This is a genomic window from Candidatus Dormiibacterota bacterium (assembly GCA_036495095.1).
Taxonomy (GTDB): domain Bacteria; phylum Chloroflexota; class Dormibacteria; order Aeolococcales; family Aeolococcaceae; genus CF-96.
The window spans coordinates 28,462-48,485 of sequence record DASXNK010000169.1 but is presented as its reverse complement, the minus strand read 5'-3'; the positions used below and the strand labels follow the sequence as shown (position 1 = coordinate 48,485).

The following is a 20,024-nucleotide window of genomic DNA, read 5'->3' as shown; positions in this document are numbered from 1 at the left end:
CACGTCACCACCGGTGGCGTGTCCGCCCCCTCCTCCTGGGCCGAGGGGCGATCGATGCAGGCGGTGACGGCGCGGATCACGTCCCCGGTGTGCGGCGCTTCGGCGTGCGTGCGGCGACGCCTGCGCGTCCGCGGAGTGGTGCAGGGGGTCGGGTTCCGGCCCTTCGTGTGGGAGCTCGCCCACCGCCACCGGCTCGCCGGGACGGTGTGCAACACCTCGGGCGCCGTGCTCATCGAGGTCGAGGGCCCGCCCGCCGCCGTCGACGCCTTCGTCGACGAGCTGCGCACCCGGCCGCCCCGGCTGGCGCGCATCACCGCGGTCGAGAGCGCCGACCTCGACCTGCTCGGCGAGGACGGCTTCCGCATCGTCGAGAGCCGCGCCGTCGAGGGCGAGTACCAGCCGGTGTCCCCGGACGCCGCGACCTGCTCCGACTGCCTCGCCGAGATCCTCGACCCGGCCCAGCGGCGTCACCGCTACCCGTTCACCAACTGCACCGCGTGCGGGCCCCGCTTCACCATCATCGAGAGCCTGCCCTACGACCGGCCGCGCACCACGATGCGCCACTTCCCGATGTGCGCCGAGTGCCGCGCCGAGTACGACGACCCCGCCGACCGCCGCTTCCACGCCCAGCCGATCGCCTGCCCCCGCTGCGGTCCCCGGCTGTGGTTGACGGACGCCGCCGGGGTCGCCGTCGACGCTGATGCGCTGCGCCTCGCCGCGGCGGCGCTGGCCGGTGGCGAGGTGATCGCGCTCAAGGGCCTGGGCGGCTTCCAGCTCGCCTGCGACGCCACCGACGAGGGTGCGGTGGCGCGGCTGCGCGAGCGCAAGCACCGTCCCGCCAAGCCCTTCGCGGTGATGGTCGCCGACCTCGCGGTGGCCCGCGAGCTCTGCGAGGTGAGCGACACCGAGGCCGCCATCCTGGAGGGCACGGCGCGGCCGGTGCTGCTGCTGCGGCGCCGTCCCGGGGCCGGCGCGGTCGCCGGCGGGGTCGCCCCGGGGGTGTCCGAGCTGGGGCTGATGCTCCCCTACACCCCGCTCCACCACCTGCTGCTCGGCGACACCGGGCGTCCGCTGGTGATGACCAGTGGCAACCTCAGCGAGGAGCCGATCGCGAAGGACAACGACGAGGCGCTGGGCCGGCTCGCCGGTATCGCCGACCTCTTCCTCCTCCACGACCGCGACATCCACGCCCGCTACGACGACTCGGTCGCCCGCGTGGTCGCCGGCGAGGAGCGGCTGGTGCGCCGCGCCCGCGGCCACTGTCCCCTGCCGGCGCCGCTCGAGGAGCGCGAGATCGAGGTGCTCGCCCTCGGCGCTCACCTCAAGAACACGTTCTGCGTGCTCCGCGGCGGCGACGCCTTCGTCGGCCCCCACATCGGCGACCTCGACCACCCGCTGACCCTGCGCCACCACGAGGAGTCGCTGACCACCTGCCTGCGGCTCTTCGGGGCGCATCCCCAGGTGGTCGCGTGCGACCTGCATCCCGACTACGCCTCGACCACGCTGGCGGAGAGCCGGGCCGCGGAATGGGGCGTGGGCGAGCCGGTGAGGGTGCAGCACCACCACGCCCACATCGCCAGCGTGATGGCCGAGCACGGGCTCCGCGGACGGCTGCTGGGGGTCGCCTTCGACGGCGTCGGGCACGGCACCGACGGCGGCATCTGGGGCGGCGAGTTCCTGCTGTGTGACGAGGCTCACTTCGAGCGCGCCGGGCACCTGCTTGCAGTCCGGCAGCCCGGCGGCGACCTGTGCGCGCGCGAGGGCTGGCGGATGGCCGCCGCCTATCTCTGCGCCGCCGGGCTGGCGGGCGAGACACCGCCGGAGTGGTTCGGCGGCGAGGGCGCCCCGGACGCGCGGCGCTGGCGGCTGGTGGTGCGCGTCGCCGCCAGCCCCACCGCGGCGCCGCTGAGCACCAGCGCGGGGCGGCTCTTCGACGCCGTCGCCAGCCTGCTCGGGGTCGCCCACCACTCCAGCTTCGAGGCCGAGGCTGCGATGCGCCTCGAGTCCCTCGCGAGCGGCATCGACCCGAGGGACGCCGGGCGCTACCCTGTGGGGATGCAGGGCGAACCATTGCGCATCGACACCCTCGAGCTGATCCGGCGGCTGGTCGCCGACCGGCTCGCCGGTGTGCCGGTGGAGCTGCTCGCCGCCCGCTTCCACGAGACCCTGGCCGCGGCGGTGACCGCCGCCTGCCGCCGGCTCTCCACCGAGACCGGCCTGCGCCGGGTGGCGCTGAGCGGCGGCGTCTTCCAGAACGCGCTGCTGCTGGAGCGGGTCGACGCCCTCCTCCGCGACGCCGGGCTCGAGGTCTACAGCAACCGGTTCGTTCCGGCCAACGATGGGGGCATCAGCCTGGGCCAGGCGCTGGTGGCGGCGGCGCGGTCGCGCCGGGCGCCGGCGGCGGCGGTGGTGGCGGGATGATCGCCCAGCAGCGCCACGATGGGGAGCGCCCCGGCGGCCACGACGCCGCCCGGGCGATGGTGCGCGAGCGCTTCGCCCACAGCATGCGCGCCTCCGAGAGCTTCTTCGCGAGCCACGCCCCGGCGGTGGCCGCCTGCGCCTCGGCGATGGCCGACCGCTTCTTCGACGGCGGCACCCTGCTGATCTTCGGGAGCGGGCTGCGCGCCACCGACGCCCAGCACAACTCGGTCGAGTACGTCCACCCCGCCCTCCCCGGCTGCCGGGCCCTCCCCGCGCTCTCGCTCACCACCGACTCCGCCACCGTCACCGGCATCCTGCTCGGCGGCGACCGTGACTCGGTGTTCTCCCACCAGCTGGAGGTGCTCGGGGGCGCCGGAGACATCGCCCTCGCCTTCGCCGACCTGCCCGCCTCGCCGGCGGTGACCCGCGGGCTCGACGCGGCCCGTGCGAAGGGCATGCTCACCATCGCCCTGCTCGACGGCCCCGACGACGGCACCGTGGCCGCCGACCACGTCTTCGAGGTCGAGGAGCCCCACCCGCTGGTGGCCCAGGAGCTCCACCTGGCGACGTACCACATCCTCTGGGAGCTGGTGCACATCATCCTCAACCACCGGGGCATCGGCACCGCCCCGACCGCGGGAGGACGGTCGTGACCGAGCCCTGCCACGACGAGATCTGCATCACCTGCGCCGACGCCCTCTTCCCGGTGCTGGTGGACTGGGTGAGCGAGGACGGCACCACCGCGCGCGGCCTGGAGGCCGGCCGGCCGGCGGAGGTGTCGATCGAGCTCGTCGACGGCGTCGAGGTCGGCGACACCGTGCTGGTCCACGGCGGCGTGGCCCTGCAGATCGGCGAGAAGGCGGGAGCGCGGACGACATGAGCGACACCGGCCGCGACGCCTTCTCGCAGCTGCTCTACCCGATGCTGAGCCCCCAGCCGTCGGCGTCCGCCGCGGTCCTCGAGGAGCTGGCGGTGGCGCCGCGCGAGAAGTCGGCGGAGAGCAACCGGCTGCGCACGCGCATGCTCGCCGAGTCCGAGGACGAGATCGTCGTCTGCGCGGCGGCGATGGCGGCGCGGTTCGCCGCCGGGGGCAGGCTGCTGTGCTGCGGCAACGGGGGCAGCGCGACCGCCGCCGCCGACATGGTCGCGGAGTTCCTGCTCCCGCCGGTCGGGCACCGCCCGATCCCCGCCCTCTCGCTCACCAACGACGTCGCCGTGGTCACCGCGGTGGCCAACGACGTCAGCTTCGACGACGTCTTCCTCCGCCAGGTCATCGCCCTGGGCCGGCCCGGCGACGTGGTGGTGGGGGTGTCGACGAGCGGCAACTCCGAGAACATTCTGCGTGGGTCGCAGGAGGCGCACCGCCGCGGCATGCTCACCGTGGGCATCGCCGGCTACGACGGCGGCAGGATGGCTCGCGACGCCACGCTCGACCATTGCTTCGTGGTGCGAAGCAGCAGTGTCCACCGCATCCAGGAGGTGCAGACCACGCTGTACCACGTTCTCTGGGAGCTGGTGCAGCGATACATGGAGGAACCGGCATGTGCCTAGCCATTCCCGCGCGCCTCGTCGAGTATCTCGACGAGGACCGCATGTTCGGAAAGGTCGAGCTGGGCGGCGTGCAGCGGCGGGTCAACACACTCCTGCTGGTGGGTCCTGATGCCTGCGAGCCGGGTGACTACGTGCTCGTGCACGTCGGCTTCGCGCTCAGCAGGGTGAGCGAGGAGGAGGCGAAGGACCAGCTGAGGATCCTCGGCGAGATGGGCTCCGCCTACCAGGAGGAGCTGCAGGCGATCGGAGAATCGATGTCACTCGACCTGTCGGCACCGGACGGAACTGTTCTCACCGTGACACCGGAGGTCGCCGTCCATGAAGTTCGCTGACGAGTTCCGCGACGCCGACCTGGCGCGCGCGCTGGGCGCGAAGATCGCCGAGGAGTCCGGTGACAGGCACTGGAAGATCATGGAGGTGTGCGGCGGTCACACCCACACGATCTTCAAGTACGGCATCGAGGACCTGCTGCCGAGCAACGTCGAGCTGGTCCACGGGCCCGGCTGCCCGGTCTGCGTGATCCCGATGGGACGCCTCGACGACGGCATCGCCCTGGCCCGCAACCCCGAGGTGATCTTCACCTGCTTCGGCGACCTGATGCGCGTCCCCGGCGGCAACGGCAGCCTGCTCGACGCCAAGGCCGAGGGCGCCGACGTGCGCATGGTGTATTCGCCGCTCGACGCGCTGAAGATCGCCAGGGACAACCCCGATCGCAAGGTCGTGTTCTACGCGATCGGCTTCGAGACCACCGCGCCGTCGACCGCGCTCACCCTGCTGCACGCCAAGGCCGAGGGGGTGAAGAACTTCTCGGTCTTCTGCAACCACGTCACCATCATCCCGCCGATGAAGGCGATCCTCGATTCGCCGGACCTTCGGCTCGACGGCTTCCTCGGCCCCGGGCACGTCTCCTCGGTGGTCGGCATCCGCCCCTACGAGTTCGTCACCCAGACCTACAACAAGCCGGTCGTGGTGGTGGGCTTCGAGCCGCTCGACATCCTCCAGGGCGTGCACATGGTGATGCGCCAGATCCTCGAGGGTCGCTGCGAGGTCGAGAACCAGTACAAGCGCGTCGTCCACGACGACGGCAATGCGAAGTCGCTCGAGGTGCTCGGCAGGGTCTTCTCCATCCGCCCCCACTTCGAGTGGCGCGGTCTCGGGTTCATCAGCCAGAGCGCCCTGCAGCTTCGCGACGAGTTCGCCGAGTTCGACGCCGAGAAGATCTTCACCGTGCCGGGGGTGCGGGTGGCCGATCCCAAGGCGTGCCAGTGCGGCGAGGTCCTCAAGGGGGTGCTCAAGCCCTGGGAGTGCAAGGTGTTCGGCACCGCCTGCACCCCCGAGACCCCGATCGGCACCTGCATGGTGTCGAGCGAGGGCGCCTGCGCGGCCTACTACAACTTCGGTCGCTACTCGCGCTCCCGCGAGCGTGAGCGTGTGCTCGCCGGTGCCGCGGCCAACGGGGACCGCGGCTGATGGGCGAGGAGGAGGCGGCGCCACGTTCGGGGACGGGCGCCGCCATCCGCGCGGCGACGGCGCGCATCGCCGATCCGGAGCAACGCGTCCTGGCCCGGATCGCCGAGATGCGCAAGCGCAAGCCGTCGCTGCGCGAGTCCACGATCACCATGAGCCACGGCGCCGGCGGCAAGTCGAGTCACACGCTGGTGACCGCGCTGTTCGCCGACGTGCTCAGCAACCCGCTCCTCGACCAGCTCGGTGACAACGCCCAGCTGACCATCCCCGGGCTCGACGGCGCCCGGCTGGCGATGAGCACCGACTCCTTCGTGGTCAGCCCGCTGTTCTTCCCCGGGGGCGACATCGGCGAGCTGGCGGTGAACGGCACCGTCAACGACCTCGCCGTGGGCGGCGCTCAGCCGCTCTGCCTCTCGGCGGCGTTCATCCTCGAGGAGGGGCTCGACATCGGCCTGCTGCGCCGGGTGGTGGAGTCGATGCGGGCCGCCGCCGACCGCGCCGGGGTCTCGATCGTGACCGGCGACACCAAGGTGGTGCCCCGGGGCAAGGCCGACCAGCTCTTCATCACCACCACCGGGGTGGGGCTGGTCCGCGAGCCCCAGCGCCTCGGGTTCGGGCGGATCCGGCCCGGCGACGTGGTGCTGCTCAACGGCGCGATCGGCGACCACGGCAGCACCGTGATGCTGGCCCGCGGCGACGTCGACCTCGAGGCCGAGTCGCTGCACAGCGACACCCAGCCGCTCTGGAGGCTGGTCTCCACCCTTCTCGACGCCGGGGTCGACGTCCACTTCATGCGCGATGCCACCCGTGGCGGCGTCGCCACCGTGCTCAACGAGATCGCCCAGCAGGCGGGGCTCGCGGTGGCCATCGACGAGGACGACCTCCCCGTCCACGACCAGGTGCGGGGGGTCGCCGAGATCCTCGGCATCGAGCCGCTCTACATCGCCAACGAGGGGGTGCTGGTCGCCATCGTCGCCGCGGCCGACGCCGAGCGCGCGCTCGAGCTGATGCGGTCGCTCCCCGAGGGCGCGGAGGCGGCGCGGATCGGCGAGGTCCGCGAGGAGCCGGAGGGGATGGTGTTCATCCGCACCGGCTTCGGCGGCACCCGGGTCGTCGACATGCTCATCGGAGACCCGCTCCCGCGCATCTGCTGAGGCCGTCGCCGGAGGGTGCTTCTGCGCCTCGAGACCCGCGCCTGCTGAGCCTCAGCGCGGGGGCATCCGCATCGCGCCGTCGAGGCGGATGACCTCGCCGTTGAGCATCGCGTTGCCGACGATGCATTCCACCAGCGCGCCGTACTCCTCGGGCCGCCCCAGCCGGGAGGGGAAGGGCACCGCGGCGCCGAGGGCGTCGCGGACGTTCTGGGGGGCGCCGGCGAGCAGCGGGGTGTCGAAGGTGCCGGGAGCGATGGTGACGACGCGCACGCCGTCGCGGGAGAGGTCGCGGGCCAGGGGCAGGGTCATGCCCACGATGCCCCCCTTGCTCGCCGAGTAGGCCACCTGCCCGATCTGGCCGTCGTACGCGGCGATCGAGGAGGTCATCACCACGACGCCGCGCTCGCCGTCGTCGTTCGGCGGGTTGGCGACCATCCGCGCCGCCGCCAGCCGGACCGCGTTGAAGGTGCCGACCAGGTTGATCTCGAGGATGCGGGTGAAGTGCTGGAGCGGCATCGGGGTGCCGTCGCGGCCGACCACCTTGGCGGGCGGGCCGACCCCCGCGCAGCAGACCAGCACGCGGAGCTCGCCGAGCCCGGCGGCGGTGGCGACGGCGCCGGCCACCGCCTCGGCGTCGGTGACGTCGGCGGGGACGAAGCGGGCGCCGTGGGGCAGGGTCGCGGCGAGGTCGGCGCCGGCGCTGCCGGGCAGATCGAGGATGACCACGGTCGCCCCCGCACCGGCGAGCCGCTGGGCGGTGGCGGCGCCGAGCCCGGAGGCCCCCCCGGTGATCAGCGCGACGGAGCCGGTGACGTCCACAGCAGCGATCCTCCCCCGGGGTGAGCGGGTCACCCCTCCCCCGGCCGGTCGGGCCGCCGGCCGGTGTCACAGCGTACGCAAACGCCCTTCCGCCCCGCACTCGACGGTACAATCGCGCCTCGCCGGGGCGGCAGGGTCAGCTAGCTCAGTTGGTTAGAGCGCGCGGTTCACATCCGCGAGGTCGAGGGTTCGAGTCCCCCGCTGACCACTCTGTACCGTCGGTTGCACATCCTGGACCGTCACCCCCGGTGCGGAGACGCGGTCGACCGAGGCCGGCCAGCCGCGGTCGCGGAGATGTGCGGCGGCGCGGCGGGCCTGCTCGGCGGAGCCGCAGAGCAGCCCGAGCAGGGTGCCGCTGTGGGCGGCGCAGACGCCGGCGGCGCCGGTCCCGGCGGCCACGGCGAGGGCGGCGTCGAGGGCGGGATGGGGCAGCCTCCACTGGTTGCGGCGCGCCGAGGCGGTGGCCAGGGCGCCGACGGCGTCGAGGTCGCCCGCGGCCACCGCGGCGGCGAGCGCCTCCAGGGTGCCCGGGGGCAGCGGCGGGCCCGCTCCCGCCCGCTCGTGGAGAGCGACGGTGTCGACCGTCCCGCCGCCGTCGACCACGGCGACCCAGGCGGTCGGGGCGGGGCCGAGGTGCCGGAGCCGGCCGCCGTGGACGTGGTCGACCGCCCACAGGCCGGCGAGCGGGCTGGTGTCGCTGGGCTCCACCGCGGTGGCGAGGGTCATCAGGCGGGCGGGGTCGAGCCCGCACCCGGCGGCGGCGGCGGTGGCGCAGAGCACTCCGGCGACGTCGACCGTGCTCGAGCCCAGGCCCCGGCCGGCGGGCACCTCGGCACCGAGCCGCACCCGCGCCCCACCCCTCCACCCGCAGGCGTCGAGGGCCAGGCGCAGCGCCGCCCGGGCGCGGGGGCGATCGGGCTCGACCCGGAGCCCCGGCTCCTCGACCAGGACCACCTCGACGGTGCCGGCCCGCTCGACCGGGAGCGACACCAGCACCGGCCCCCGGCGGTCCACCCCCTGGAGCAGCTCGCCGCAGGTTGCGGGCACCCGCGCGACCGCCGACGCCAGGTCGCTCACCCGGGCCCGCCCCTGAGCCAGAGCGGCAGCCCGGCGACCACCAGCACCACCTCGTCGGCGATCGCGGCGAGCGCCTGGTTGGCGGCTCCGGCGCGGTCGCGGAAGGTGTTCCCCGCCTCGGTCTCGGGGTGGACGCCCAGCCCCACCTCGCTGCAGACCAGGCAGACGAGGTCGGCGGTGGTGGCGCGGCAGGCCGACGCGGAGCGGGTGGCGAAGGTGCGAGCGGCGGCGTCGCTCGCCGGCCGTGCCAGGGCGAGGGCGAGCTCGAAGCCGTCGAGGAGCAGGCCGCTGCGGCGGGCGCGTTCGCACACGGCGTTGACGATGTTCCCGCGGTTGTCGACCGAGGTGGTGGTCCAGGCGGCCGGCCGCCGCTTCCGGTGGGCGGCGATGCGGCCGTCGCCGGCGTCGTCGGTGAGCAGGGTGGCGACGTAGAGCACCTCGTCCCCGCAGGCCTCGGCGACCCGGGCCTCGGCATAGGCGCTCTTGCCGCTGCGGGCGCCACCGAGCACGAGCAGCAGCGGGGTGCGGGTCCGCTGCCTCATCTCGGCACTCCTCCTCCGATCACACCGTGGATGATCGCGTCGAGGCGGCCCATGTCGAGGGCCGCGCCGACGGCGTCGGCGAGGCGGTCGAGCTCGGCCTCGGGACCGGGGCCCGGCGGACCCGGCCGCCAGCGGCGTCCCCGCCGCCGGGCGACCGCGCTGAGCAGCGCCCGGCGCAGCCCCGGCTCGTCGAGGAGGCCGTGGAGGTGGGTGCCCACCACCCAGCCGTCGGGGCTGGTGGAGCCGTCCTCCCAGACGGCGCCGCCGGCCTCCGGCCAGAGCCGCAACGGCGCCCGCCGCGCCGGGGTGCGGCCGGTGTGGATCTCGTAGCCGCGCACCGGCAGCCCGGCGGCACCCGCCAGCAGACCGGGCAGCGGTCGCACCTCGCCGGCGACCCGGCGCACCACCTTGTCCGCGGACATCCGCGTCGCCGTGGGCAGCAGCCCGAAGCCGGCCGAGCTGCCGGGGGCGGCGTCGGCGCCGTCGGGGTCGTCGACGCCGCGGCCGAGCAGCTGCATCCCCCCGCAGATGCCGAGCACCGCGGTGCCGCGCCGCCGCGCCGCCCGCAGCGCGGTGTCGAGGCCGCGGGCGCGGGCCACCTCGAGGTCGGCGCGACTGGTCTTGGTGCCGGGCAGCACCACCAGGTCGGGGTCGCCGAGCCGGTCGCCGCGGTCGACCAGGCGGACGCCCACCCCGGGCTCGCGGAGCAGCGGGTCGCAGTCGTCGAAGTTGCTGATCCGGGGCAGGCCGACGAGGGCGACGTCGATCGCCGCCGCGGCGCCGCCGGACCCGTTCATCGCCGCCAGCCCCAGCGAGTCCTCCTGGGCCAGGCGCAGCCCCTCGACGTGCGGGATCACCCCGAGCAGGGGCAGCCGGGAGCGGCGCTCGAGGAAGGCGGCGCCGTTCTCGAAGAGATCCGGATCGCCGCGGAAGTTGTTCACCAGCAGGCCCGCCACCCGGCGGCGCTCGGCGGGGCGGAGCAGCGCGAGGGTGCCGAGGAGGGCCGCGAACACCCCGCCGCGGTCGATGTCGCCGGCGAGGAGCACCGGCGCCTCGGCGTGGGCGGCGACCCGCATGTTCACGATGTCGCGGTCGCGGAGGTTGACCTCGGCCGGGCTGCCCGCGCCCTCGATGACGACGACGTCGCACTCGGCGCGGAGGCGGTCGAGGGCCGCCGTGACCACCGGCCAGAGGCGCGGCTTGAGGGCGTGGTAGGCGGCGGCGTCCATCCGCCCCACCACCTCGCCGTCGACCACCAGCTGGGCGCTGCGGTCGCCCTCGGGCTTGAGCAGGATCGGATTCATCGCCCGGGTGACGTCGACCCCGCAGGCCAGGGCCTGGAGCGCCTGGGCGCGTCCCACCTCGCCGCCGTCGGCGGTGACCGCGGCGTTGAGGGCCATGTTCTGGGCCTTGAAGGGGCGCACCTCGAGGCCCTGGCGGCGGAGCAGCCGGCAGATCGCGGCCACCAGCAGGCTCTTGCCCACCCCCGAGGCGGTGCCCTGGATCATCAGCGTCCGGGCCCCCGGGCTCACCGCCGCACCGCCGCGCCGACGGCGGCGAGCACCCGCTCGAGCGCGGCGGGCGGAGGCACCGCCAGCCGCACCCAGCCGGGCAGCCGGAGGTCGGCGCAGTCGCGGGCCACCACCCCGGAGGCGGCGAGGACGGCGCAGAACCCGGCGGCGTCGCCGACCTCGGCGCAGACGTAGTTGGCGGCGGCGTCGGCCACGTGCAGCCCGCGGTCGCGCAGCGCGGCGGTGAGCGCGGCGCGGCCGCGGCGGACCGCCGCCAGGGTGGCGTCGCGGTGGCCCCGGTCGGCGAGCCCGGCGACGGCCGCGGCGATCGCCGGCGCCGACACGCACCACGGAGGGGCCAGCGCCCGCAGCGCCCGGGCCACCGCCGGCGGGGCGTCGGCGACCCCCACCCGGAGCCCGGCCAGGGCCAGCTCCTTGGTGAGCGAGCGCACCGTCACCGCCTCGCCGCCCGCGGTCGAGCTCGGGTCGTCGCAGAGGCCGATGAAGGCCTCGTCGACCAGCCAGGTCGCCCCCGGGGTGGCCGCCGCCAGCTCGGCGATCGCGGTCGCGGGGCTGAGCACCCCGGTGGGGTTCTGCGGCCGGGCGAGGATCCCCAGCACCGCGCCGGCGCGCCGGGCGGCGGCGGCGACGGCGCCGGTGTCGAGGGCGAAGCCGTCGCCGGGGTCGGCCTCCCAGGCCACCGTCCGGGCTCCGCAGGCGGCGGCGGCGCGCCGGTACTCGCCGAAGCAGGGGCCGACCACCAGCACGGTGTCCCCGGGACGGAGGTGGGCGAGGGCGGCGCGCAGCAGCAGGTCCGCGGCTCCCGGCCCGGCCACCACCCGCTCGGGGTCGACGCCGAGCAGCTCCGCCGCCGCCACCACCAGCGGGCCGGCGTCGGGGCTGGGGTAGCGGGTGGGGTCGGCGTCGCGGGCGGCCGCGAGCGCCGCCGGCGACGGCCCCAGCGGGGCGAGCGAGGCGCTGAGGTCGAGCAGACCCGCGGCCGCGGCGCCGCCATGGGGCACCCCCGCCACCGTGTCCAGCCAGGGGTGCGGTCTCCCCCCGGGGCGGGTCACCGCCGCCGCCCCGGACGCGGCGGCAGCGCGCAGACCGCCACCGCCCCCAGGGTGGCGGCGCGGACCACGGCCACCGCTCGCTCCACGTCGGCGGGGCGGCAGGGCCGGCCGCCGGGGTTGAGGCGGTGGTGACCCCGCTTCTCCAGGCGCACCCCCAGCGCCCCCGCCATCGCCGCCATCGGGTGGCCCGAGTTGGGGCTGGCGGTGGCGGCGCGGTCGCTCCACCAGCAGCCCAGCGCCGCCGCCGGCGATCCCTGAGCGGCGGGGGCGCCGGCGGCGATGAGCAGGGCGCTGAGCCGTGCCGGGACCAGGCCGAGCACGTCGTCGAGCCGGGCGGCGGCGCGACCGCCGAGGCGGTGGCGGTCGCGGTGGCCGACGGCGGCGTCGGCGGTGTTGGCGAAGCGGTGGAGGGCGGCGGCGGCGAGGCCGCCGAGGCGGGCGTAGAGCAGCGGCGCGACCACCGCGTCGGAGAGGTTCTCGGCGAGCGACTCGACCGCGGCGGAGGCGAGCAGGGGGATGTCCAGACCCTCGAGGTCGCGGCCCACCAGCCAGGGCAGGTGGTGCCGGGCGCCGGCCTCGTCGCCCGCCTCGAGCGCCGCCGCCACCCGGCGGGCGGCGTCGACGAGCGCGCCCAGGGCGAGCTGGGACGAGAGCGCCACCGCCTCCAGGGCGCCGCCGAGCAGGGCGCCGGCACGGGCGCTGGCGGCGCCGGCGAGCCCCCCCGCCGCCGCCGCGAGCACCCCTCCGCCGGCGGCCACCGCGACCCCCCGGAGCAGGGTGCCGGCGCCCGCCGCGGGCCCGTCCTCGGGCACCAGCAGGCTCACCCCGCGGCCCATCCACACCACCGGGTGGAGCGCCTCCGGAGGCTCGCCGAGGGCCGCGTCGACGGCCAGGGCGAGCCCCAGCACCCCCACCCCGCAGGGGCGGATCAGGGCCGCGCGCACAGGCACAGCAGCGCCACCGCCAGGCCCAGCTCGGCGACCGCGCCGTAGGCGTCGCCGGTCATCCCGCCCACCCGGTGCCGGACCAGCGCGGCCATCGCGGGGGCGACCAGCAGGGTCGTCGCCGCAGCGATCAGGCCGCGTCCCCCGAGCAGCAGGAACGCGGCCGCCGCGGTCACCGCCACCGCCACCACCGCCCCGACGGCGCGCCGGGGAACCGCGTAGGCGTATCCCAGCCCCTCGCTCCGAGCGGGGATCGAGATCGCCAGGGCCACCGCCGTGGCCGTCCTCGAGGCGGCCACCGCCACCACCAGGACCTGCAGCCGGGGGCCGCCGAGGGCACCGAGGGCGGCGTACTCGACGAGCACCACCAGCACCACCGCCGCCAGCCCGAAGCCGCCGGTGCGGCTGTCCCGCATGATCGCCAGCCGCTCCTCCGGGGTGTGCCCGCCGAAGAGCCCGTCGGCGCAGTCGGCGAGGCCGTCGAGGTGGATGCCGCCGCTGAGCACGGCGAGGGCGGCGAGGAGCAGCGCGGCGCGCGGCGCCGGGGGGAGCACGGGGGCGAGCGCGGCCTCCAGCCCCGCCAGCGCCCCGCCGAGCAGCAGCCCGGCCCCGGCGAAGCCGGCCAGGGTGGCGGCGGAGGGGGGCCGGTGGGCGAGCCGGGGCAGCGGCGCCACGGTGAGCAGGCCGAGCGCGGCCAGGGCGCCGGCGGCGACCGATCCCAGCCGGCCGGCGGCCGAGCGGCGGGGCACGATGCCGGGGCCGGCCGGCAGCTCGGCGGTCACGGCGCGGGCGCGGCCTCGGCGCCGGCCTCGGCGCCGGCGACGGCGGGCCCGCTCACCCCCGCCGAGGAGAAGGTGGCCATCTCCGCGCTCAGCGCCGCCGCCACCCGGACGAGATGGAGGGCGAGGGTGGCGCCGCTGCCCTCGCCGAGGCGGAGGTCGAGGTCGAGCAGGGGACGGAGGCCGAGGTGCTCGAGGGCGACGCCGTGGCCGCGCTCGGCGGAGCGGTGGCCGGCGACGCAGTAGGCGAGGGCGCCGGGGGCGATCAGGGCGGCGGCGAGGGCGGCGGCGGTGGCGGGGTGGCCGTCGAGGACGCAGAGCATCCGGCGCGAGGCGGCGCCGATCACCGCCCCGGCGATCGCGGCGAGCTCCAGCCCGCCCACCTCGGCGAGCACCCCGAGGCCGTCGGCAGGGTCGGCGCCGGCCCGCAGCACCGCCGCCGCCACCGCCTCGCGCTTGCGTGCCAGCCCGGCGTCGTCGACCCCGGTGCCCCGGCCCACCACCTCGGCGGCGGGCCGGCCGGTGATGGCGGCGACCACCGCGCTCGCCGCGGTGGTGTTGCCGATGCCCATGTCCCCCACCGCCAGCGCCTCGACCCCCTCGGCGGCGAGCCCCCACACCGCCTCGACCCCCGCCTCCAGCGCGGCGCGGGCCTCGTCCCGGCTCATCGCCGGGCTGTCGACGATGTCCCCGCTGCCCCGGCGCACCTTGCGGGCGAGCAGCCGGGGGTGGTCGGGGAGGTCGGCGGCGACGCCGGCGTCGAGCACCAGCACCCGGGCGCCGGCGGCGCGGGCGATGACGTTGATCGCCGCCCCGCCGGAGAGGAAGTTGCCCACCATCTGCGCGGTCACCTCCGCCGGGTAGGCGCTGACCCCGCGCCCGGTGACCCCGTGGTCGGCGGCGCAGATCAGCACCGCGCACTCCCCCAGGCGGACCGCGTCGCGGCCGCGGACGGCGGCGAGCAGGACGGCGAGCTCCTCGAGCCGGCCGAGGCTTCCGGGCGGCTTGGTGAGGTCGTCCTGGTGGCGGCGGGCGGCCTCCGCGGCGGCGGCGTCGGGGGCGGTGATGTCCCTCAGCGCGTCGTCGAGGGCGCTCACGACCGCTCCGCCTCGCGGCGGCGGCGGGGGCGCAGGGTGACGAGGTGCCGGCCCAGCCGGCGGGTGGAGGAGCAGCCGATCAGCACCAGGGTGTCCATGGAGGCCTCCTCGGCGACCAGGCTGCCGAGCTCGCCGATCTCCACCCGCTCGCCGGGACGGCAGGCGTCGTGGACCATGGCGGCCGGGGTGGCCGGGTCGCGATGGGCGCGGAGCACGTCGAGGGCGCGGCCGAGGGCGTGGGGCCGGGCCCGGCTGCGGGGGTTGTAGAGGGCGACGGCGAGGTCGCCGGCGCCGACCGCGCTCAGCCGCCGCTCGATCAGCTCCCAGGGGACGAGCAGGTCGGAGAGGCTGATGCAGGCGAAGTCGACCGCCAGCGGCGCCCCCAGCCGGGCGGCGGCGGCGAGGGCGGCGGTCACCCCGGGCACGATCTCCAGCTCGGGGGCGGTGCGCCCGTCCCAACCGAGCTCGTAGAGCGCCTCGAGGCAGAGCCCGGCCATCCCGTAGACGCCGGCGTCGCCGCTGCTCACCACCGCCACCGAGGCCCCGGCCTGGGCGCGCCGGGCGGCGTCGGCGGCGCGCTCGGCCTCGGCGCCGATCGGCCAGGGCTCGACCGGGACCCCGGGGAGCAGGGCGCTCACCCGGTCGCAGTACGGGGCGTAGGCGATGACCACGTCGGCGGCGGCGAGCGCCGGGCGGGCGCGCTCGCACAGGTAGCCGGCATCGCCGGGACCCAGCCCGACGATGGCGAGACGGCCGCTGGCGCTCATCCCAACTCTTCCCCTGGCGCGGAGGTGCCGCGAGCTGGTCCTGCACCGCTGGTTTTCCGGCTCCCGCCCCCGGGGTCGGGGGCGGCCACGGTAGCGCGACTGCGCCGGACTTCGACCGGCTTGACACGAACGGCGAGGGTCACGGGATCGTAGCGCGTCCGGGGGAGGGAAAAGATCACCCGGACCGGGGGATAGGCGTGCCCGCCCGCGGTCGGCCACAGTGGGGGGCGAGGATCTCGAGTCCCAGAGGGGGAACATGCACCTGTCCACGGTCCTGGTCGTCGAGCTCGTGGTCATCGGCCTGATCACCGGGGGGCTCGCCGGGATGCTCGGAGCGGGGGGTGGGTTCGTGACCGTGCCGCTGCTGGTGGCGATCGGCATGAACATCCACGTCGCGGTGTCGCTCAGCCTCGCCTACGTGGTCGTGGTGGCGGGGTCGGGGGTGCTTCGCCACCTTCGCCAGGGCACCATCGACCTGCCCCTCGGGCTCATCCTGATGGGACCGGGCATCGTCGCCGCCCAGCTGGGCAGCCAGCTCAGCCACCGGCTCCCCAGCCAGGCCCTGGAGCTGATGGTGGCACTGCTGCTGGTGTCGGTGCTGGTCTTCTTCAGCACCGTCCACGCCCCCTCCCACGAGACCGCGCCCGCCGCCGGCCTCCCCGCCGCCCCGGCGCCGGAGCCGCCCCCGTGGGCGCTGCGGCCGCTCCGGTTGGAGCGCGTCCGCAGCGTCCGCGGGCGGATCTACCGCTACACCGTCCGCATTCCCCGCGCGGCGCTGATCGGCGCCTCGGTGGGGCTGGTCTCCGGGCTCTTCGGAGTCGGCGGCGGGTTCATCCTGGTGCCCCTGCTGGTCGGGGTCGTCCACGCCCCGATGCAGGTGGCGGTGGGCAGCGACCTGGTGGCGATCATGGGCAACGGCGTCTCCGGCGCCATCGGTCACGTGATCGCCGGCGACATCCACGTCGGAACGATCCTGCGGCTGGGCCTCCCGCTGATCTGCGGGGGCGTGGTCGGCTCGCAGCTCGGCGCCCGGGCGGTGACCCTCCTCTCCCAGGGCCGGCTGCGGCTGCTCTTCAACGCCCTGCTGGTCTCGGCGACCCTCTACATGGGCAGCGCCGGGCTCGGATTCATCACCGCGGTGTCATCGAAGGGTTAGCGAGGACGCATATACTCGCTGGTGGCGATGAGCCACCGGGCCAAACGTTTTCTCCACGTCCTCGCCTGCGCCCCGGTCGCCGTCCTGATGACGGCCTCCCTCGCGCCGTCGACGCACGCCCGCGCCGCCACCGGCCCGGCGCCCTCGACCCGGCCCGCGGCCTACGTGGTGGCGCTCGACCCCGGCCACGGCGGCGTCCCCGACAACGACCATCCCGACCAGCTCTTCGACCCCGGCTCGGTGGCCCAGAACGGGTTGCTGGAGAAGGACTACGCCCTCGACACCGCCCGCCGCGTCCGCGCCCTCCTGGAGCGTGACCGGGTGCAGGTGGTGATGACCCGCGACCGCGACCGGTACCTCGACATCAGCCCGCGGATGGAGACGGCGATCGCCGCCCACGCCCAGCTGTTCGTCAGCATCCACGGCAACTCCTGGACGGATCCCACGGCCGCCGGCTCGGTGGTGCTCTATCCCAACGAGGACAGCCACCCCTTCGCCGACCGGATGATCGCCAGCCTGGAGAAACGGCTCAAGCCCTACGCGGTGCCCAACGACGGGGTCATCCTCCGCGACAACCTCTGGGTGCACGCGGTGATGCCGGCGGTGACGATCGAGCCGATGTACCTCAGCAACCCGCGCGAGGCCGACCTGCTGCAGCGTCCCGAGGTGCGCGACGCGATCGCCGCCGCGGTGCGCGACGCGGTCGAAGCCCAGGACCCCGCGGTGCTGACCCGCAGGCATCAGCTCGACGCCTGGGACGCGGCCCATCCGCAGGGGGCGCAGACCGCCGCCAGCCCCGGTCGCTCCCCGCTGGCGGCGGCGCTGGGGATCCCCCACGGCCGGCTGCTGGTGCTCGCCGGCCTGCTCGGGGTGCTCTGGCTGCTGCGCCACCGGCTGCGCCCGGCGACGCTCACGGCGGCTCGCGCGGTGATGGTCCCGCTGGCCCGGCTGCATCCGGTGCGGCGGATCGAGGAGACGCTCTTCCGGAGGCGCCGGCGACAGGCACGGCGGCGCCGCCTGCTCGAGCGCAGCCGCAAGGTGCCCCACCGCCGCTCGGTCTACGACGAGCTCTGGTTCTAGATCCAGATGCGGCCGGCCGCGCCACCGCCGAGATCGTCGATCTCGGTCAGGAACGAGCGACGTCGGCGACCAGGTAGACCGCCAGGGCCAGGCCGATGCCGCACATCAGCAGGGTGAGCAGCAGGTACGGCCACAGCGGCGCCTCGAAGCGGGCCGCCTCGATCTGCCGCCGGCCCTGGAGGAAGCGCACCACGCCGGCGGCGGCGGTGAGCAGGCCGGCGAGCACGAAGACCAGGCCGATCGCCGCGGAGAAGGCGGCGCTGAGCCGGGCGGAGCGGCCGTTCGACATCCGCAGCTCGCGGAGGAAGACGTCGAACCGCGAGACCCCGAAGCCGAGGGCGATGAGGGTGACCGCGGTCCGCGCCCAGGCGAGCAGGGTGCGCTCGTTGGCGAGGTGCTCGCGCGGTCGGGTCTCGTCGGATCGGAGCGGCTCCTGGTCGGCCATACCCGGCGGATTGTGGCCCCTGCCGGGGCCGGTCAGCGGGTGCGGAGCACGAGCAGCGTCATCAGCACGCCGGTCACCCCGGCGATCCCGATCAGGGTCGCATCCAGGAGCACCCGGGAGCGCAGCGCCGGCCCCTCGATGACCCGCCGCTGGAGCAGGAAGCGGGCGAAGGCGAGGTTGGCGAGGACCCCGCCGGCGACCACCAGCGCCAGCGCCGCGCCGCGGTTGTCGCCGGCGCCGGCGTCGGAGTGCCCGTGGGTGAGGGAGAGCAGCACGTCCAGCTTGTCGATGGACAGCCCGGCGGCGACCAGGGTCAGCGCCAGCCGCATCCAGGCGAGGAAGGTGCGAGAGTTGGCGAGGTGGTCGCGGGTGCGCACCCCCTCACCCCCTCCCCGGCCGGCGTCCGGGGGCACCGGGCCGGTGCCGAGGATGGCCGCCAGCCGCCGCCGGCCGGGGCTCATCGCAGCGCCACCGGGGGGCCGTCGCGGAGCAGCCGCGCGCCGCCGCCGGGCCGGAAGAAGGCGAGCTGCTCGGGGCCACCGCCGCCGGCGTCCCAGCCGAGCCGGAACAGCCCGAGGTCGTAGCCGGTGAAGGCGGTCTGCAGGGCGTGCTCGAGCCCCGCCGGCGAGGGGTCGGCCGCGGCCACGGAGGCGGCGCGGTCGACCAGCAGCCCGCTGTACCAGCCGCGGGTGCCCTCGATGCCGGGGGTGCGCAGCGGGAGCCGCCGGTGGAGCGCCTCGAGATACGCACGGGACGCCGGGTCGGCGGGGTCGAGCTCACCGGCGATCGACAGGGCGGTGCCGCGCAGGAGCGGCGCCGCCTCCGCGACGAAGGCGGCCGAGAGCAGGTCGGAGGACGCGACCACTCCCCGCGAGGGCAGCCAGCCGCCGCGGCTCACCGCCTCGACCACGGGGAGGGCACGGCGTGGCGAGGCGACGATCACGAGCGCGTCGGGGTGGCGCGCGCGCAGCTCGGCGGCGAGCCCGGCGGGGTCGGCGCCGGCGAGCGCGAGGCTGCGATGGGCGAGCCCGGCGGCGCCGAGGCCCCGCTCCACCGCGGCCGCCTCGACCGCCTGCTCGGGCCGCGGGCCGACCAGGACCAGCGCCCCGCCCGCCCCCCGGTCGCGGACCCGGCCGGCCAGGGCGGCACCCTCCGCCTCCTGGTCGACGCCGGTGCGCCAGAGGTAGGCCGAGGGGCCCTCGGAGCGGAGCGCTCCCACCAGCGGCAGGTGCAGGCGGGTCGCGACGGCGGCGACGGCGCCCAGGGTGCCGGCCCCGCCGCAGGGGGTGGCGAGGACGTGGACGCCCCGGGCCGCGAGCCGCTCGGCGGCCGCCCCGGCGCCGGCGGGGGCGATGTCGTCGAGCACCAGCCGCGGCGGGACCGCGCCGCCGGCGCTCGCCAGGGCCAGCTCGACGCCGAGGGCGCGGTTCTGGCAGGCACCGCCGTCGGGGCCGGAGAGATCGGCGACGACCCCGACGAGGAGCTCGCCGGGGCGGGGCGGCTCGATGCCGGTGGTCACCGGCCGGGCGGCGACCGGGCCCGGCGAGTCCACCACCGCCGTCAGCGTCCAGGACCCCGCGGCCAGGGTGACGGTGGCGGCGTGCCAGGGGCCGCCGGCGGGCTCGAGACGCAGCGACGCCGGCGCCGTGCCGCATCCTCCGCAGTCGAGGCTCAGGGTCACCCCGGTGACCCCGGCCGCGGGCCGGACGACCCCGTCCGCGTCGACGTCCTGCACCCCCACCACCACCCGGTTGGGGCCGGGGAGGCCGGGGGCGATCGCGATCGGCACCTGGTGCCCGCCGGCGGCGCTGACCAGCAGGGGCGGCCCGGCCGGCGCCGCGGCGACCGAGGGAGGGCCGGGCGGGGTGGCGACCCCGCCGAGGACGGCCGCCGAGACCAGCGCCACCAGGCCGACCGCCGCCTCCAGCGGCAGCAGCACCCGGGCGGTGCGCCACCAGTGGTTCGCGTCCGCCGGCGCGGGCCCGGGGATGTCGCCCTCCCGCCACTGCTCGCGGGCCCCGAGCGCGAGGGTGCCGAGGGCGAGGACGGTGAGGGCGGCGAGGAGCCCGGCACGCACCGGCAGCGGAAGCGCCTCGATCCCGCCGCCGCTGACGGCGGGATCAGCCAGGCTGAGCATCGGG

At 76.3% G+C, this 20,024-nt stretch carries 21 protein-coding genes and 1 tRNA gene; 11 read left to right on the top strand and 11 right to left on the bottom strand.

Going from position 1 to position 20,024, the window contains the following annotated elements:
* Positions 1 to 54 precede the first annotated feature (54 nt).
* The 7 genes from hypF (at position 55) to hypE (ending at position 6,593) form a co-directional block, all read left to right on the top strand.
* Positions 55 to 2,421: a carbamoyltransferase HypF gene (hypF, locus tag VGL20_17340; GenBank protein HEY2705450.1), complete on the top strand. Its 2,367-nt coding sequence runs from the start codon at positions 55 to 57 to the stop codon at positions 2,419 to 2,421.
* Positions 2,418 to 3,074, top strand: coding sequence for an SIS domain-containing protein (locus VGL20_17335; GenBank protein ID HEY2705449.1), 657 nt, complete (start codon positions 2,418 to 2,420; stop codon positions 3,072 to 3,074). The genes hypF and VGL20_17335 overlap by 4 nt, the downstream gene beginning before the upstream one ends.
* Positions 3,071 to 3,301, top strand: coding sequence for a HypC/HybG/HupF family hydrogenase formation chaperone (locus tag VGL20_17330; GenBank protein ID HEY2705448.1), 231 nt, complete (start codon positions 3,071 to 3,073; stop codon positions 3,299 to 3,301). Before VGL20_17335 ends, VGL20_17330 begins: the two co-directional genes overlap by 4 nt.
* Positions 3,298 to 3,972 (top strand): SIS domain-containing protein, encoded by a 675-nt coding sequence (locus VGL20_17325; GenBank protein HEY2705447.1) that lies wholly within the window; start codon positions 3,298 to 3,300, stop codon positions 3,970 to 3,972. The genes VGL20_17330 and VGL20_17325 overlap by 4 nt, the downstream gene beginning before the upstream one ends.
* Positions 3,963 to 4,304: a HypC/HybG/HupF family hydrogenase formation chaperone gene (gene hypC / locus VGL20_17320; GenBank protein HEY2705446.1), complete on the top strand. Its 342-nt coding sequence runs from the start codon at positions 3,963 to 3,965 to the stop codon at positions 4,302 to 4,304. Before VGL20_17325 ends, hypC begins: the two co-directional genes overlap by 10 nt.
* On the top strand, positions 4,291 to 5,442 hold the full coding sequence (gene hypD, locus VGL20_17315) for a hydrogenase formation protein HypD (GenBank protein ID HEY2705445.1): 1,152 nt from the start codon (positions 4,291 to 4,293) through the stop codon (positions 5,440 to 5,442). The genes hypC and hypD overlap by 14 nt, the downstream gene beginning before the upstream one ends.
* 107 nt (positions 5,443 to 5,549) lie before the next feature.
* The gene (gene hypE, locus VGL20_17310; GenBank protein ID HEY2705444.1) at positions 5,550 to 6,593 is read left to right on the top strand and encodes a hydrogenase expression/formation protein HypE; all 1,044 of its coding nucleotides are present in this window, start codon (positions 5,550 to 5,552) and stop codon (positions 6,591 to 6,593) included.
* 51 nt (positions 6,594 to 6,644) lie between these two features.
* Here hypE and VGL20_17305 read toward each other — a convergent pair whose 3' ends face one another.
* Positions 6,645 to 7,412 (bottom strand): SDR family NAD(P)-dependent oxidoreductase, encoded by a 768-nt coding sequence (locus tag VGL20_17305; GenBank protein ID HEY2705443.1) that lies wholly within the window; start codon positions 7,410 to 7,412, stop codon positions 6,645 to 6,647.
* Positions 7,413 to 7,546: 134 nt separating this feature from the next.
* On the opposite strand from VGL20_17305, the gene VGL20_17300 reads away from it, so the two are divergent.
* Positions 7,547 to 7,620, top strand: a tRNA-Val gene (locus VGL20_17300).
* Between the two features lie 141 nt (positions 7,621 to 7,761).
* Positions 7,762 to 8,505: a hypothetical protein gene (locus tag VGL20_17295; GenBank protein ID HEY2705442.1), complete on the top strand. Its 744-nt coding sequence runs from the start codon at positions 7,762 to 7,764 to the stop codon at positions 8,503 to 8,505.
* Here VGL20_17295 and VGL20_17290 read toward each other — a convergent pair.
* Genes VGL20_17290 through cobJ form a run of 7 tightly spaced genes read right to left on the bottom strand, consistent with a single transcriptional unit; the run spans position 8,486 to position 15,202 of the window.
* The gene (locus tag VGL20_17290; protein ID HEY2705441.1) at positions 8,486 to 9,031 is read right to left on the bottom strand and encodes a bifunctional adenosylcobinamide kinase/adenosylcobinamide-phosphate guanylyltransferase; all 546 of its coding nucleotides are present in this window, start codon (positions 9,029 to 9,031) and stop codon (positions 8,486 to 8,488) included. The genes VGL20_17295 and VGL20_17290 overlap by 20 nt on opposite strands.
* Positions 9,028 to 10,563: a cobyric acid synthase gene (locus tag VGL20_17285; GenBank protein ID HEY2705440.1), complete on the bottom strand. Its 1,536-nt coding sequence runs from the start codon at positions 10,561 to 10,563 to the stop codon at positions 9,028 to 9,030. The genes VGL20_17290 and VGL20_17285 overlap by 4 nt, the downstream gene beginning before the upstream one ends.
* Positions 10,560 to 11,615, bottom strand: coding sequence for an aminotransferase class I/II-fold pyridoxal phosphate-dependent enzyme (locus VGL20_17280; GenBank protein ID HEY2705439.1), 1,056 nt, complete (start codon positions 11,613 to 11,615; stop codon positions 10,560 to 10,562). The genes VGL20_17285 and VGL20_17280 overlap by 4 nt, the downstream gene beginning before the upstream one ends.
* Positions 11,612 to 12,565: an adenosylcobinamide-phosphate synthase CbiB gene (gene cbiB / locus VGL20_17275; GenBank protein HEY2705438.1), complete on the bottom strand. Its 954-nt coding sequence runs from the start codon at positions 12,563 to 12,565 to the stop codon at positions 11,612 to 11,614. Before cbiB ends, VGL20_17280 begins: the two co-directional genes overlap by 4 nt.
* The gene (gene cobS / locus VGL20_17270) at positions 12,544 to 13,341 is read right to left on the bottom strand and encodes an adenosylcobinamide-GDP ribazoletransferase (protein ID HEY2705437.1); all 798 of its coding nucleotides are present in this window, start codon (positions 13,339 to 13,341) and stop codon (positions 12,544 to 12,546) included. The genes cbiB and cobS overlap by 22 nt, the downstream gene beginning before the upstream one ends.
* The gene (gene cobT / locus VGL20_17265) at positions 13,338 to 14,435 is read right to left on the bottom strand and encodes a nicotinate-nucleotide--dimethylbenzimidazole phosphoribosyltransferase (protein HEY2705436.1); all 1,098 of its coding nucleotides are present in this window, start codon (positions 14,433 to 14,435) and stop codon (positions 13,338 to 13,340) included. Before cobT ends, cobS begins: the two co-directional genes overlap by 4 nt.
* Positions 14,432 to 15,202 (bottom strand): precorrin-3B C(17)-methyltransferase, encoded by a 771-nt coding sequence (gene cobJ, locus VGL20_17260; GenBank protein HEY2705435.1) that lies wholly within the window; start codon positions 15,200 to 15,202, stop codon positions 14,432 to 14,434. Before cobJ ends, cobT begins: the two co-directional genes overlap by 4 nt.
* A gap of 256 nt (positions 15,203 to 15,458) precedes the next feature.
* Here cobJ and VGL20_17255 point away from each other — a divergent pair, with 256 nt between their 5' ends.
* Positions 15,459 to 16,358 (top strand): sulfite exporter TauE/SafE family protein, encoded by a 900-nt coding sequence (locus tag VGL20_17255; GenBank protein ID HEY2705434.1) that lies wholly within the window; start codon positions 15,459 to 15,461, stop codon positions 16,356 to 16,358.
* A gap of 27 nt (positions 16,359 to 16,385) precedes the next feature.
* Complete coding sequence (locus VGL20_17250) at positions 16,386 to 17,438, top strand: N-acetylmuramoyl-L-alanine amidase (GenBank protein HEY2705433.1); 1,053 nt, start codon at positions 16,386 to 16,388, stop codon at positions 17,436 to 17,438.
* 46 nt (positions 17,439 to 17,484) lie between these two features.
* On the opposite strand, the gene VGL20_17245 is transcribed toward VGL20_17250, so the two are convergent.
* Genes VGL20_17245 through VGL20_17235 form a run of 3 tightly spaced genes read right to left on the bottom strand, consistent with a single transcriptional unit; the run spans position 17,485 to position 20,020 of the window.
* On the bottom strand, positions 17,485 to 17,883 hold the full coding sequence (locus VGL20_17245) for a DUF202 domain-containing protein (GenBank protein ID HEY2705432.1): 399 nt from the start codon (positions 17,881 to 17,883) through the stop codon (positions 17,485 to 17,487).
* Positions 17,884 to 17,915: 32 nt separating this feature from the next.
* Positions 17,916 to 18,344, bottom strand: a complete 429-nt coding sequence (locus VGL20_17240) for a DUF202 domain-containing protein (protein HEY2705431.1) — start codon at positions 18,342 to 18,344, stop codon at positions 17,916 to 17,918.
* Positions 18,341 to 20,020 (bottom strand): ABC transporter substrate-binding protein, encoded by a 1,680-nt coding sequence (locus tag VGL20_17235; protein ID HEY2705430.1) that lies wholly within the window; start codon positions 20,018 to 20,020, stop codon positions 18,341 to 18,343. Before VGL20_17235 ends, VGL20_17240 begins: the two co-directional genes overlap by 4 nt.
* Between the last annotated feature and the right edge of the window lie 4 nt (positions 20,021 to 20,024).

Bases quoted from the DNA above. Each gene is read 5' to 3' on its own strand.
- hypF (HEY2705450.1), top strand. From the start codon at position 55: ATGCAGGCGGTGACGGCGCGGATCACGTCCCCGGTGTGCGGCGCTTCG.
- VGL20_17335 (HEY2705449.1), top strand. From the start codon at position 2,418: ATGATCGCCCAGCAGCGCCACGATGGGGAGCGCCCCGGCGGCCACGAC.
- VGL20_17325 (HEY2705447.1), top strand. From the start codon at position 3,298: ATGAGCGACACCGGCCGCGACGCCTTCTCGCAGCTGCTCTACCCGATG.
- hypC (HEY2705446.1), top strand. From the start codon at position 3,963: ATGTGCCTAGCCATTCCCGCGCGCCTCGTCGAGTATCTCGACGAGGAC.
- hypD (HEY2705445.1), top strand. From the start codon at position 4,291: ATGAAGTTCGCTGACGAGTTCCGCGACGCCGACCTGGCGCGCGCGCTG.
- hypE (HEY2705444.1), top strand. From the start codon at position 5,550: ATGCGCAAGCGCAAGCCGTCGCTGCGCGAGTCCACGATCACCATGAGC.
- VGL20_17290 (HEY2705441.1), bottom strand. From the start codon at position 9,031: ATGAGGCAGCGGACCCGCACCCCGCTGCTGCTCGTGCTCGGTGGCGCC.
- cobJ (HEY2705435.1), bottom strand. From the start codon at position 15,202: ATGAGCGCCAGCGGCCGTCTCGCCATCGTCGGGCTGGGTCCCGGCGAT.
- VGL20_17255 (HEY2705434.1), top strand. From the start codon at position 15,459: ATGCACCTGTCCACGGTCCTGGTCGTCGAGCTCGTGGTCATCGGCCTG.
- VGL20_17250 (HEY2705433.1), top strand. From the start codon at position 16,386: ATGAGCCACCGGGCCAAACGTTTTCTCCACGTCCTCGCCTGCGCCCCG.
- VGL20_17245 (HEY2705432.1), bottom strand. From the start codon at position 17,883: ATGGCCGACCAGGAGCCGCTCCGATCCGACGAGACCCGACCGCGCGAG.
- VGL20_17240 (HEY2705431.1), bottom strand. From the start codon at position 18,344: ATGAGCCCCGGCCGGCGGCGGCTGGCGGCCATCCTCGGCACCGGCCCG.
- VGL20_17235 (HEY2705430.1), bottom strand. From the start codon at position 20,020: ATGCTCAGCCTGGCTGATCCCGCCGTCAGCGGCGGCGGGATCGAGGCG.